The organism is Primorskyibacter marinus (assembly GCF_003313245.1).
In the GTDB taxonomy this organism is placed as follows: Bacteria; Pseudomonadota; Alphaproteobacteria; order Rhodobacterales; family Rhodobacteraceae; genus Primorskyibacter; species Primorskyibacter marinus.
In genome coordinates this window covers 1-12,133 of sequence record NZ_QJSD01000037.1, presented here as the reverse complement: position 1 = coordinate 12,133, position 12,133 = coordinate 1, and the positions used below count along the sequence as shown (strand labels likewise).

At 55.6% G+C, this 12,133-nt stretch carries 11 protein-coding genes and 2 pseudogenes; 8 read left to right on the top strand and 5 right to left on the bottom strand.

Annotation, left to right across the window (positions count from 1 at the left end; genetic code table 11):
- From DMZ65_RS18855 to DMZ65_RS18835, 4 genes and pseudogenes are all read right to left on the bottom strand, one after another.
- Nucleotides 1-515 (bottom strand): annotated as a pseudogene (locus DMZ65_RS18855) (transposase); the annotation flags it as partial.
- A 340-nt stretch (nucleotides 516-855) separates the two neighbouring features.
- Nucleotides 856-2,289 carry an FGGY-family carbohydrate kinase gene (locus DMZ65_RS18845; RefSeq protein ID WP_116600259.1) on the bottom strand — a complete coding sequence of 478 codons (1,434 nt, stop codon included), beginning with the start codon at nucleotides 2,287-2,289 and terminating at the stop codon, nucleotides 856-858.
- Between the two features lies 1 nt (nucleotide 2,290).
- Nucleotides 2,291-3,544 carry an NAD(P)/FAD-dependent oxidoreductase gene (locus tag DMZ65_RS18840; protein WP_116600258.1) on the bottom strand — a complete coding sequence of 418 codons (1,254 nt, stop codon included), beginning with the start codon at nucleotides 3,542-3,544 and terminating at the stop codon, nucleotides 2,291-2,293.
- Nucleotides 3,534-4,919, bottom strand: a complete 1,386-nt coding sequence (locus tag DMZ65_RS18835) for an NAD(P)/FAD-dependent oxidoreductase (RefSeq protein ID WP_232825069.1) — start codon at nucleotides 4,917-4,919, stop codon at nucleotides 3,534-3,536. Before DMZ65_RS18835 ends, DMZ65_RS18840 begins: the two co-directional genes overlap by 11 nt.
- Nucleotides 4,920-5,186: 267 nt before the next feature.
- Here DMZ65_RS18835 and DMZ65_RS18830 point away from each other — a divergent pair, with 267 nt between their 5' ends.
- The 4 genes from DMZ65_RS18830 to DMZ65_RS18815 all read left to right on the top strand — a co-directional run bounded on the left by DMZ65_RS18830 (nucleotide 5,187) and on the right by DMZ65_RS18815 (nucleotide 8,915).
- Nucleotides 5,187-5,960 (top strand): DeoR/GlpR family DNA-binding transcription regulator, encoded by a 774-nt coding sequence (locus tag DMZ65_RS18830; protein WP_116600256.1) that lies wholly within the window; start codon nucleotides 5,187-5,189, stop codon nucleotides 5,958-5,960.
- Between the two features lie 18 nt (nucleotides 5,961-5,978).
- Entirely contained in the window at nucleotides 5,979-6,488 is a 510-nt protein-coding gene (locus DMZ65_RS18825) for a TRAP transporter small permease subunit (RefSeq protein ID WP_116600255.1), read from the top strand.
- Entirely contained in the window at nucleotides 6,488-7,810 is a 1,323-nt protein-coding gene (locus tag DMZ65_RS18820; RefSeq protein ID WP_116600254.1) for a TRAP transporter large permease, read from the top strand. The genes DMZ65_RS18825 and DMZ65_RS18820 overlap by 1 nt, the downstream gene beginning before the upstream one ends.
- A gap of 64 nt (nucleotides 7,811-7,874) precedes the next feature.
- Nucleotides 7,875-8,915, top strand: coding sequence for a TRAP transporter substrate-binding protein (locus DMZ65_RS18815; RefSeq protein ID WP_116600253.1), 1,041 nt, complete (start codon nucleotides 7,875-7,877; stop codon nucleotides 8,913-8,915).
- Between the two features lie 284 nt (nucleotides 8,916-9,199).
- Here the strand turns inward: DMZ65_RS18815 and DMZ65_RS18810 are convergent.
- Nucleotides 9,200-9,370 (bottom strand): annotated as a pseudogene (locus DMZ65_RS18810) (integrase core domain-containing protein); the annotation flags it as partial.
- Between the two features lie 63 nt (nucleotides 9,371-9,433).
- Here DMZ65_RS18810 and tnpA point away from each other — a divergent pair.
- From tnpA to DMZ65_RS18790, 4 genes are read left to right on the top strand one after another with little or no spacing between them, the layout of a single operon-like run.
- Nucleotides 9,434-9,841, top strand: a complete 408-nt coding sequence (gene tnpA / locus DMZ65_RS18805) for an IS66-like element accessory protein TnpA (RefSeq protein WP_116599346.1) — start codon at nucleotides 9,434-9,436, stop codon at nucleotides 9,839-9,841.
- The gene (gene tnpB / locus DMZ65_RS18800) at nucleotides 9,838-10,188 is read left to right on the top strand and encodes an IS66 family insertion sequence element accessory protein TnpB (RefSeq protein ID WP_067630184.1); all 351 of its coding nucleotides are present in this window, start codon (nucleotides 9,838-9,840) and stop codon (nucleotides 10,186-10,188) included. The genes tnpA and tnpB overlap by 4 nt, the downstream gene beginning before the upstream one ends.
- A gap of 60 nt (nucleotides 10,189-10,248) precedes the next feature.
- A complete protein-coding gene (gene tnpC / locus DMZ65_RS18795) occupies nucleotides 10,249-11,880 on the top strand; it encodes an IS66 family transposase (protein WP_116599435.1) in 1,632 nt (543 codons plus the stop codon).
- A 2-nt stretch (nucleotides 11,881-11,882) separates the two neighbouring features.
- Nucleotides 11,883-12,104, top strand: a complete 222-nt coding sequence (locus DMZ65_RS18790) for a hypothetical protein (protein ID WP_116599347.1) — start codon at nucleotides 11,883-11,885, stop codon at nucleotides 12,102-12,104.
- Nucleotides 12,105-12,133 lie beyond the last annotated feature (29 nt).

The window sequence follows — 12,133 nt, the reverse complement described above, 5'->3', positions numbered from 1 at the left end:
AGAGAAAGGGCCAATCGCCCTCGAGGGGGCGGTTCAGGAACGCCTGCACCCGCTCGTCCCTCTCGAGCCATCGCTGCGCGATGCCCTGCCGGGCAGTGGATCTCCTCGCACAGCCGCGACACCTGGCTCTTCGAAGTGCCGGTCAACCCCATGGCGCGCACCAGGTCATCCACCGCGCGGGTGGAGACGCCTTGGATATAGGCCTCTTGGCTCACCGCCATCAGCGCTTTCTCGGCGGTCCTGCGCGGCTCGAGAAAGGTCGGGAAGTAACTGCCTTTACGCAGCTTCGGGATGTTCAGACCGATGGTCCCCGCCCGGGTGTCCCACTGTCGCGGCCGATAGCCATTACGCTGGTTCTCGCGGTCCGGGCTGCGCTCGCCATGCGCGGCACCGCAGACAGCGGCCACTTCGATGTCCATAAGCCGCTGCGCGGCGTCCTGGATCAGATCGCGCAGAAAATCCGCGTCATCGCTCTTGGCGATCACCCCCGGAAGGTCGATTATGGGGTTGGTCATCGTGTTCTCCTTCGTTGTCGTCGGTCTTTGAACAGCCTCAGACTACGAAGAGCCGCGGTGGCCGCCAGCCCGGCCGCGCGCTGCGCTAAGCCAATGGCTTCGCGCGCGGCATCCTACACCACAGGGTGGGGCACAACCCGATCGAATGGGCGCTGTGGGAGGACGACAAAATCCTTACCATCGATCACTTTGCCGAAGCGTGGGCAATGCAGGAAGGGCGCGATCTCGGTGCCAATGTCTTTTTGAGCGACCACTGGATGTCGATCCATAATTCCCCTCAGTTTGGGGGACTTGAAGTACGCAGACCTGACAGCCTCAGGCCGATTAATGGGTCTGGAACCTAGGGATAAAGTTCTTGGGCCCATGTTGTTGAAAATTCAATCGCGCGCCGAAATTTTGCCATGTAATCGGTGGGCCGAGGTCTTGGAGCTATGTTGCCGAACTCCGCAAATGATTCAAATTTGCATTTGAGTGGTACCGCAGCCAGGTGAGCGGCACCCAATCCCGTCAATTCTGGCATGTGGGCAGGGCGAATGTGGGCCCCACTGACATCCGCTAGAAATTGAATGAAATAGGGATTCTTGCTCATGCCACCGTCGACGAAAAGCTCATCCGCTCTTGGGACACTGGACGCCATGGCTTCTACCACCTCATTGGCACGAAGTGCGACGCCTTCAAGAATGGCTTGGACAAGTTGCTCTGGTTTGTGATCTAGCGACAGCCCCATCCAGGTTGCGCGCGCGGTCGGAAGCCAGTGGGGGCAGCCAAGGCCAGCGAGGGCGGGGACGAATACCAACCCAGATTCAATGGCCGATGGGGTGCAGAAGGAATTTATCTCATCGAAACTTGAAAACAAACCAATAGATTGCGCCCAATTAATCGCCGCACTGGCGGTGAAAACGCCGCCATCAAGTGCGTAGACGGCCGGTTCATCAGAGTGCTGCCAGGCCACCGTAGGCAGAAGTCCCAGATCTGGTTTTCTTATGATCTCGTCGCCTGTCACCATCAGAGCAAAAGCACCGGTGCCAAATGTGATCTTGGCGTCGCCTTTCTTACGACATCCAAACCCGAAGAGGGCAGCTTGTTGATCGACGACGCTGGCCGTGACCGGCGTCAAGCCGTAGTCAGTATTCATTGCGCCAAAATCACCGGTGGTTGGGACGATTCTCGGCAAACACTCGATCGGAACCCCGAATAGCCGGCAAAGTTCTGCGTCCCATTCCAGAGTTTCCAGATTCAGAAGGGAGGTCCGGCTGGCAGTGCTGACATCGGTGACAAACTTACCTGTAAGGCGATCTAAAAAGAACGCATCTGTCGTGCCAAGGCGCAGTCGCCCATTGTCATGCGCTTGGCGCACTTCCGGAAGGTTCTCGCACAACCATGCCAATTTGCTGGCAGAAAAATATGGATCAAGCGGCAGGCCTGCGCGCGCAAGGGTCTCGTGCTCGTAGCCTTCATTCTGCAACTGTTGTAGTGTTGGCAATGTCCGCCGGTCTTGCCATACAATAACGGGTGAAAGCGCCTCTCCGGTTTTCGCGTCCCAAGCCAAGCAGCTTTCACCTTGATTATCTATTCCGATCGCATCCAGCTTGCCGGCCGCGTTCACACAGGCGGTTAGATTTGTAATCAACTCCTCCGGATCATGCTCCACCCAACCTTCGCGAGGATAGATCTGGTGGTGTTGGGTGGCATGGGCCACTTTAACCATCCCATCAGTGTTAACGACAAGCGCGCGTGTGCTGGTCGTGCCTTGGTCAATCCCTGCAATTCTCATCTCAGCCTAGCCTTCTCAACGTGAAGGTGATGTCATCGGCAGCGGGCGGCTTCACGATTTCGGAAAGTGAAAACTGGAGTCTTCGGACCGGTCGCGACCTGATACTCTTCTCCCAGATAAGGATGCCGTCCGAGCGGGCCTCAAGAACACCTCGAACCTCTTCCGCCAGCCCCAGGTAGAAGTGCGCCATACCATAAGGCGGCAAGCTGGTGTCGATCCGTTGCGGGACAACGAAGCGGATTGCGGGGTCATCATGGCTCACGGATACAACCTTCGGTGTGTGCGGTGATGGGGCTTGGAGATCGTTTGCCACGCGGGCGGCCGTGTCCACTCCCTCCTGCCAGCAAAACGCCGACGTCTCGGCCGGTCGCAGAATGTTGCCTGTCGCAAAGTAGGCAGGATCACTGCAGCGCCCAGTTTGGTCCACCACGGGACCACCTGTTCCTGAATCGACGTCGAGGTGACTAGCTCTGAGAAGCGCTGCTTCGGGCCGAAAACGGCCAGAAATGATTATCCCATCGGTCTCGATGCGCCGATGGTCACCATTCTTGTCCGTGAACTCTAACGCTTCGACAGTTTCGCGACCAACAATCTTCGGGTGCCGAATACCGGTGTGAAGCGGGACTCGTTTAGCAATCAGATAGGGCGACAACAGCGATCTGACACGAACACGGTCTTCTTCTTCGACAAGGGCGATTGGCTTGATGCCAACGTGTGAACAGGTTTGAATTGCAGAGAAAGATACAAGCTCTGAGCCAAAGATCACTGGATTTCTGAACGGGCGTATGTTTTGCAAGTAAGCCATCGACTGAAGCGCACCAGTCGAGATGACCCCATATGGGCGATCTCCACCAATGAAGCGCTGCGCGCGCGAACTCTCTCGGACCCCGGTGCAAAGAACGACGCGATCAGCGTGCAGAAGTTCACGTCCTGCGTGAGTGGTTATTTCTAATGTTCCACCTGGGCGCAGCGCCGTTACGGTCGTTCCGGTTCGAATGATCGCTCTTAGTTTGGTTGCGACGTCGCTATTTTTTCGTGCGTATTCAGGCCCCTTCATAAGGCGTCGGTATTCGTGAATGCCAAACGGGTAATGCCCGCAATGGCGCGGGATCCCCCCGGAAATAGGCTCGCGTTCCAGAACAACCACGCTGCCTACATTCAGCCTCTTTAGTTCGGCCGCAAGTGCAAGCCCTGATGTGCCGCCGCCGACGATTGCGACTCGGCAGGACGACTCAGAGATAATGTTAACTGCCATTTCTAGACCCCATTGGGCGAACCAGCCGGCCCTCAGTGAGAGCGGCCAAACCGCCGGTGCAGTAGAAGCCTTGACATCTGCCCATGGTGACACGCGTCCGTCGCTTCAAGCCGGCCAATGTTGCAGGCGGCATTGGGCCATCAAGTACGCGCTCGATTTCGCGTTTGGTCACCAGTTCACAATGACAAATGATGCTTTCGCCTCCTGGGCACTGCCAGTCTCGTTCATGGTATTCAGACAGCCTTTCGGGTGTTGGAATCACAGGCGACGATACTGCTCTGAATTGCGTACCAGAGTTCTGCAATAACTCGCTGACATGCTGCGCAATTCCAAGCGATGAGCTAAGCCCAGTGGACCGAATCCCGCCAACCGTTACATATCGCCGTTCGCTGTCATGTTTGATTTGGTAGTCTGAGAACTCCGCGGCAGGGCGTAGGCCCGCATATGCTGTGGTTACTTCATATTGAGACAACTCCGGTACCATCTTTACACCTTTGGCGTGTAGATCGAGCAGGGCGCCGCGACTCGTTGATGCGTCTGTTCGGCTGTCTTGGTCCTCTGCCGTTGGTCCGACAAGAAGATTGCCAAAAATAGTGCGGCAGATCACCACCCCTTTTGTGGTTTTCGTCGGTACCGGCAGGACGATTGATGACACTAATTTCGAAGCGGGTTTATCAAAGACGACAAACTGGCCCTTGCGGGGAGTAATTGTGAACTTTTTCGAACCGATTAGCCGCTCGTCGACAATGTCGCCGTAGAGACCAGTGCAGTTAATGACGTGATTTGCTCGCACGTCGCCCTGTGTCGTCTTAAGCGACCAAGACGTCCCTTCGAAGTCGCCATCCAGGACTTCGGCATTCCGCATCAACGTTGCGCCGTTCGCAATCGCCTGTAGAACATAGGCGTGTGCCGTCCCCCAAGGATCAATCAGATATTCCCCAGGTACCTCAAAACCACCGATTAGAGCGGGAGACAAATTCGGCTCCCTGCGTAAAATTTCTTCACGCGACAAGTTCGCTACATTTGTAACGCCATTGGTATGAGCCTTTTCGATCAATTTAGGCAATTGTGCCATCTGATCGCTTGACCACGCCAGAACCAAGGCACCGGACTTGAGGATCGGAAGCGACATCTCCTGGGCAATTTCAAGATACTCTTTGTACCCTGCAGCTATGCAGGCTTGCTCAAGTGAGCCAGGCGGAGCGTCAAAACCGGTGTGAAGGATGGCGCTGTTGCCTTTGGATGCCCCCTCCAACACGTCCAACGCCTTTTCGATCACAACGACCCGTGCACCATCAAGTGTAAAGCGGCGGGCCATGGCGCAGCCGACGACACCCGCACCGATAATGGCAATATCAAAAGTATCGCACTGCACGCGCGGCCCTCCCCATCTGGGTGTGAGATGTCCGATAGGCAAATATTCCTGCCCACTTGGTCATCATTTGGTTGAAAACTGTTCGTTTGTGGTGCCGCAGTCAAGTCTAAAGCTGCATATTTGACCGTTTGGAGAAGTTTTATGGTCTGTGATTGTTTTGTAACTGTCTGTAAATAAGTGATATTTCTAGTTTATTGCCCATTTCAACAAAAAAAGATGGACTAATCAGCTTGATCAGGTAGCCTTTGCGCGGCAGTGGAGGGTACTATGGTTGGGAAACGTCAGGCGCTTAGGCCGTCGGTTCGTCGGGCGGCGATTCATGAAATCATTGAAAAGACTGGAGGCGCGTCCGTCGATGCGCTTGCGGAGCGATTTGACGCCTCCACCGAGACAGTTCGACGTGATCTGAACGCGCTGGCCAAAGCCGGCAGGGTCAGAAAGGTACATGGAGGTGCGGTCAAGGCCAGCATCACTCCAGAAGGGCTTTTTGAAGAGCGACTGGCTGTCAATGCGCAAGCAAAGCAGGAAATTGCGGAGAAGCTCTCAAAGCTGGTGGAGCCGGGACAATCCATCATGATGGATACTGGGTCGACCACCTTGGTGTGCGCTGGCGCGCTGGCACATGTGCGCGACTTGACCGTGATTACCAATTCCGTTCGCATTGCTCAAACAATCGCCAGCGTGAATAACGGGTCGCGCGTTATTCTCTTGGGGGGAACTTACAGAACCGACAATTCGCAGACGGTCGGGGCGCATACTTGTTCTGAAATTAGTAGAATTCGTACTGATCATGTAGTTCTGACTGTGACGGGCTTTGATGGCTCTGGCGCTTATGACTTTTCTGAAAGCGAAGCGCAGATTGCACGCGCCATGGCAGAAAATACCGGCGCGCTGACCGTCGTCGCAGACAGCTCCAAATTTGGCCGTAATTCCACTTTCAAGGTTTGCAATCTGGAGCGAATTGATCGGCTTGTGCTTGAAAGCAACCCACTCCCCGATGCCAAGGCAGCACTGATCGCAGCCGGAATCGCTGTGATCTAAAGAAAGGGTTCACCTAACATGCCTCGCTTTTTGATGACTTATGTGCGTGTCGTTGATCGGTTTAACCGGTTGATCGGTCGGATTATCATGTATGGCTTCTTTGTAATGATAGCGATCCTGCTATGGTCGGTTTTGTCAAAAATGCTATTTGTCGTGCCGTCGTTCTGGACGCTCGAAGTTTCCCAGTTCGCAATGGTCACCTACTATATGGTTGGCGGCGCATATTCGCTCCAGCTTGGCTCCAATGTCCGCATGGATTTATTCTACGGACAATGGAACGAGCGTAAGAAGGCCATGGTCGATAGCGTCACCGTACTTCTGCTGATCTTCTATCTCGTGGTCTTGCTTGTTGGCGGCCTGGATTCCTTATCTTACGCGATTGAGTACCAAGAGCGCAGTCCGACGTTCTGGCGTCCGCTCATGTGGCCGGTGAAATCAATCATGTGCTTTGGCATCGTATTGATGATCCTGCAATCCGTTTCCGAACTTATCAAAGATATTGCCGAACTTCGCGGAGTAGAAGTCTGATGCCCTACGAACTTATTGCGCTCCTCATGTTTGCTTCCATGATGCTAATGCTAATGACGGGGCAGCGCGTGTTTGGTGCCATCGGCGGCGTTGCTGCTATGGCTGCTTTGATGTTGTGGGGAACTGGCGGTTCAGATTTGCCGTTCACGGCCGCCATGAAGGTCATGAAATGGTTCCCGATGTTGACGCTGCCGATGTTCATCTTCATGGGCTATATCTTGAGCGAAAGCCGGATCGCAGACGACCTTTACAAGATGTTCCACGTCTGGATGGGACCAATGCGAGGTGGGCTGGCAATCGGCACCATCTTTCTGATGGTTTTGGTCTCGGCGATGAATGGGCTGAGCGTTGCAGGGATGGCGATCGGGGCAACGATTGCATTGCCGGAATTGCTCAAGCGCAATTATGATAAACTTATGGTCACGGGCGTCGTGCAGGCGGGGTCGTCTCTTGGCATCCTTGTTCCTCCGTCAGTTGTGCTCGTTCTATATGCAATGATTGCGCGCCAACCAGTAGGCCAACTGTGGCTTGCAGGGATCATTCCGGGCTTGATGATGGCCGCGCTGTTTGTCGTCTATATTTACATTCGCTGTCGCATACAGCCCGAGCTGGGGCCAGCTATCCCCGACGCTGACCGGGACATTACTAAACGTGAGAAATACCGCTTGCTGCTGGCCGGGCTTCTCCCGATTGGAATATTTGCCAGTATGATGGCTCCATTCCTCATGGGGTGGACGGGGTTGGTCGAAAGCTCTGCAATTGGGGCAATGGCGGCCTTGCTTGCTGCTGTGTTCAAAGGTCGGATGACAAGAAGTGTACTCGAGACATCGGTGCGTCAGACGCTCGGAATTTCTTGTATGTTCATGTGGATTGTTCTGGCTGCGTTGGCCTTTGGGGCGGTTTTCGACGGCCTGGGCGCGGTCAAGGCGATTGAGGGGTTGTTCGTTGAACAGCTTCATCTGAACCCTTGGGTGATCCTCATCATTATGCAACTGAGCTTCATTCTGATGGGTACGTTCCTTGACGATACCGCTATGCTGGTGATCGTCGCACCTCTTTATGTGCCATTGGTCGGTACGCTTGGCTTCGACCTAATCTGGTATGGTGTGCTCTACACAATTACCACGCAAATTGCCTACATGACGCCTCCATTTGGCTACAACTTGTTCCTGATGCGCGCCATGGCCCCACCTGAAATCAGCCTACGGGATATCTATGCCTCGATCACCCCATTCGTCCTTGTGATGGTTTTGGCACTGATAATCCTCATGGTCTTTCCGCAGATTGCGATGTGGCTCCCAAACTACGTTTACGGGAGGTAGCGGAGACTCGGCACCCAATAAGTAATCACAAGCCAAGGTTTCATGTTCTGAAGAGGAGAATGACATGACTACGCGAAGAAAGTTTCTGACAACCGCTAGCATCGGCAGCGCTGCGGCGCTTGCAGCGCCCAGTGTGGTGAAGGCACAAGCGCCAATTAAATGGCGCATGCAAACCTATTCGGGCGCACCTTTGGGCGCTCATGTAATTCAGCCTCAGATTGAGTCTTTCAACAAAGCCGCAAATGGCGAAATGGAGATTGAGCTGTTTTATGCGGATCAGTTGGTGCCCACTGGCGAGATGTTCCGCGCAATGCAGAACGGGACGATTGATGCCGTACAGTCCGACGATGCAACAATGGCTTCGCCCGTAGATATTGCAGATTTCGGTGGTTATTTTCCATTCTCGTCTCGTTACAGCCTTGACCTGCCCGTTCTATTCCATCGCTACGGATTGAATGAAATCTGGCAGGAGGCATATGACGAGGTTGAGGGTGTAGAGTGGCTCGGGGCTGGGGCGTGGGACCCGCTACATGTCTATACCGTCGACAAACCGATCCGCACCATGAAAGACATGGCGGGGCTCCGTGTGTTTGGTGTGCCGACTGCCGGTCGATTCATGGCCCAATACGGGCTTATCCCAGTGACGGTCCCGTTTGAGGACGTTGAAGTTGCCCTTCAAACAGGTGAGCTTGACGGCATTGCGTGGAGTGGCTTTACCGAGATGTACGAAATCGGTTGGGCTGACGTCTGTAAATACGCCTTGTCCAATAACATCACCGGTGCCTGGTGTGGGTCTTATTTCGCCAATAGCGACAGTTGGGCCAAGGTGCCACCGCATCTTCAAGAGCTCTTCAAACTGTCGATGGACAGTTCTCATTACTATCGCCAGCACTGGTACTGGGGTGGTGAAGCGCAGCTTCGAGCAAACGGCGGCAAGATGGAACAGACAACCATTCCGCAAGAAGAATGGGAGCAGGTTGTTAACGACGCAGAGAAGTTCTGGGATCAATTGGCGGCACGCAGTGACCGAGCTGCGCGTGTTGTTAAAATCTTCCGCGAATACAAAGCGCTCATGGACACGGTAGGTGTTCCATACCGTTATTGACGAGACGAGGAGGCTAATACTCCTCTGACATGACAAAAGTTTGGTCAGATGCAGTCCTGACTTAGGCATTGCATCTGACCCGGCTGGACTTGGCCTGATATAGAGTTGAGGCTGGCGCAGATCATGTCGGTGTCCGACGTCAGTGCCGCTGGGACCAGATAGGTCAATTTACAAGAGAGGGCTCGTTGCTCATCGTAGCCATCGAGAAGTGGACAATGAAAAAGACACCGAAGAGCCCCGGTGAGAAATTCGTCAAATGATCCGGCCCTCGTTTCATCGGGCACTTAAACGGTTTCGGTTTTAGCCTTTATGAACTCACGAGGTGAGCGCCATTTCAGGCCACTGTGTGGGTGGTTGTCGTTATAATCCTCGATCCAGTCTCCTATCAATTTCAGAACGGTTTCAGCATCGGGTAGCGGATTGACGCGCACATAATCGCGCTTGAGCGTTTTCACGAGGGTAAACCTCCGGCGACGGCCGTCTGATCTCAGGCTCAATCTGATGGTAAGTCCGACCTTATGTCCGACTTTATCAACCGCCCTCAAATCGAAGTTCTGTCTGCTGCCGATGGTGAACGCCGCCGGCATTGGTCGGATGATGACAAACTGCGCATTGTGGAAGAAAGCTTTATTGGCCACCGTCAGGTGACAGCCACGGCGCGGCGACACGGCATTGGCCGGTCGCTTTTGACGACTTGGCGGCGGCAGTATCGAAACGGTGAGCTTGGGTCTTCTGGCTCTGTATCGTTCGCGCCGGTGACTGTGCCGAAGGAAGTTTCCGCGTCGCAGGCAAATCCAATCGATGCCAGTCCACCTCCGGACTGTCGGGTTGAGGTAGCCCTTCCGAATGGGCGTCGTCTCATCGTGCCCATCGGCGTGGAGTCCGAAGCGCTTGCTCGGCTTCTGGCAGTGGTGGATCGGCAATGATCGCGTTTCCGGCGGGCGTGAAGGTGTGGATCGCAGGCGGCGTCACCGATATGCGGCGGGGCATGAACACGCTGGCGCTACAGGTGCAAGAAGGGCTCGGCCGTGATCCCCATGCGGGTGAGATATTTTGCTTCCGAGGTCGTAAGGGCGACCTCGTCAAGATCCTGTGGCATGATGGCGTGGGCATGTCGCTTTATCTAAAGCGCCTGGAGGCAGGCAAGTTCATCTGGCCCGTGAGCCGGTCGGGCGAAGCGGTACAGATATCGGCGGCGCAGTTGGGTTATCTTCTGGAGGGCATCGACTGGCGTAACCCACGCTGGACACAACGCCCTGCAAAGGCTGGTTAATTTGCGCCAGCCAGCCTGTTTTTATTGGTGCTTCGCGGCTTCGGCTGGTAAATATTGGTCATGTCTAATGCCGCCTCTGAACTCGCCAAATTACGCGCTGCCCTGGCCGCCGCAGAGGCCCGTGCAGATGTTGCGGAAAGCGAGCTGGCGCAGGCCCGCGCGGTTGTCTCCTGCTCCGAGGCGATGATCCAAGAGCTCAAGCTCGAGATCGCCAAACTGCGCCGTGACAAATACGGTATCTCGTCAGAACGACGCGCCCGGCTGATCGATCAACTGGAACTGCAGCTTGAAGAGATGGAAGCGGCGGCCACCGAGGATGCCTTAGCCGCAGATCAAGCAAGCGAGAAAGCCAGCACGGTGCGCGCCTTCACGCGCCGCCATCCCGTGCGCAAGCCGTTCCCCGATCACCTGCCGCGCGAGCGAGTTGTTGTTGAGGCACCGGCCGCCTGCACTTGCTGTGGCTCGGACCGGATCGTGAAGATGGGCGAAGATGTCACCGAGACACTGGAGGTGATCCCGCGACAGTGGAAGGTCATACAGACCGTGCGTGAGAAGTTCACCTGCCGGTCTTGCGAAAGGATCAGTCAGCCGCCGGCGCCCTTCCATGCGATTCCGCGCGGATGGGCCGGGCCCAGCTTGATCGCAATGCTAATCTTCGAGAAATATGGTCAGCACCAGCCGTTGAACCGGCAGGCCGAGCGGTTCGCCCGTGAAGGTGTAGAGCTGAGCCTGTCCACCCTGGCGGACCTGGTCGGGCACGCGACTGTTGCCTTGCAGCCGATCCATGCCCTGATCGAAAGCCATGTGCGTGCCGCTCACCGCCTGCATGGCGATGATACCACCGTGCCGCTTCTGGCGCGGGGCGGTGCAAAAAAGGCCCGGCTCTGGACCTATGTGCGTGATGATCGGCCATGGAATGGTGGCGCCCCACCAGCGGCGTTCTTCCGCTTCTCTCGAGATCGCGGCGCAACCAATCCCAATCAGCATCTGGCCGGATGGCAAGGTGTGCTGCAAGCGGACGCCTATGGTGGATACAACGATCTCTATCGCGAAGACCGCGACGCGGGGCCCGTGACCAGTGCGTTGTGTTGGTCACATGCCCGCCGGAAGTTCTTCGAACTGGCCGACATTGCGGGCAACGTCCGCAAGGGCAAACCCGCCCATCAGATCTCGCCGGTCGCACTGGAAGCGGTGAAACGGATCGATGCCATCTTCGACATCGAGCGCGAGATCAATGGGCTGGATGCTGATGCCCGGCTCGTCGCCCGCCAGAACCTGTCCCGTCCCCTGGTGAACGGCCTCCACGACTGGCTGCAGGACGAGCGTGCGAAACTGTCCAGACACAACAAGGTGGCCAAGGCGATCAACTACATGTTTGAGAAGCATGGCCGTTGGCAGGCCTTCACGGCATTCCTCGATGACGGGCATATCTGTCTGACGAATAATGCGGCCGAACGCGCTTTACGTGGCGTGGCACTGGGCAGAAAGTCGTGGCTCTTCGCAGGCTCAGAGCGCGGCGGTGAACGGGCTGCCGCCATGTATACCCTTATCGTCACCGCCAAAATGAACGACATCGATCCGCAGGCCTGGCTCGCCGATGTTCTCGCCCGGCTGCCCGACTTGCCCGTCTCGCGCGTGCATGAACTTCTGCCTTGGAACTGGAAAGCTCTATCCCTTACACAAGCAGCGTAACCATGCAGCTGAACAAGGTGTATTCCGTCAAGACAATCGACCGCGTCGCTGTCGAACTGGGCGAAACCGTCAATCAGATCTTTGATCTCGCCACCGGTATGGAAACCGAAGATGGTATAATCTGGGTCTACGGTCCCAGCGACGACGGTGTCATCGCATTCACTCCATTCGGGATCGAAAACCTGCAAGAGCTCATCGAAATGGACCGTGATCGCGAGCGATGACCTACCTGTGGCCTACGCCGGATGCTTAC

Bases quoted from the DNA above. Each gene is read 5' to 3' on its own strand.
- DMZ65_RS18845 (WP_116600259.1), bottom strand. From the start codon at position 2,289: ATGAGAATTGCAGGGATTGACCAAGGCACGACCAGCACACGCGCGCTT.
- DMZ65_RS18840 (WP_116600258.1), bottom strand. From the start codon at position 3,544: ATGGCAGTTAACATTATCTCTGAGTCGTCCTGCCGAGTCGCAATCGTC.
- DMZ65_RS18830 (WP_116600256.1), top strand. From the start codon at position 5,187: ATGGTTGGGAAACGTCAGGCGCTTAGGCCGTCGGTTCGTCGGGCGGCG.
- DMZ65_RS18825 (WP_116600255.1), top strand. From the start codon at position 5,979: ATGCCTCGCTTTTTGATGACTTATGTGCGTGTCGTTGATCGGTTTAAC.
- DMZ65_RS18820 (WP_116600254.1), top strand. From the start codon at position 6,488: ATGCCCTACGAACTTATTGCGCTCCTCATGTTTGCTTCCATGATGCTA.
- DMZ65_RS18815 (WP_116600253.1), top strand. From the start codon at position 7,875: ATGACTACGCGAAGAAAGTTTCTGACAACCGCTAGCATCGGCAGCGCT.
- tnpA (WP_116599346.1), top strand. From the start codon at position 9,434: ATGTCCGACTTTATCAACCGCCCTCAAATCGAAGTTCTGTCTGCTGCC.
- tnpB (WP_067630184.1), top strand. From the start codon at position 9,838: ATGATCGCGTTTCCGGCGGGCGTGAAGGTGTGGATCGCAGGCGGCGTC.
- tnpC (WP_116599435.1), top strand. From the start codon at position 10,249: ATGTCTAATGCCGCCTCTGAACTCGCCAAATTACGCGCTGCCCTGGCC.
- DMZ65_RS18790 (WP_116599347.1), top strand. From the start codon at position 11,883: ATGCAGCTGAACAAGGTGTATTCCGTCAAGACAATCGACCGCGTCGCT.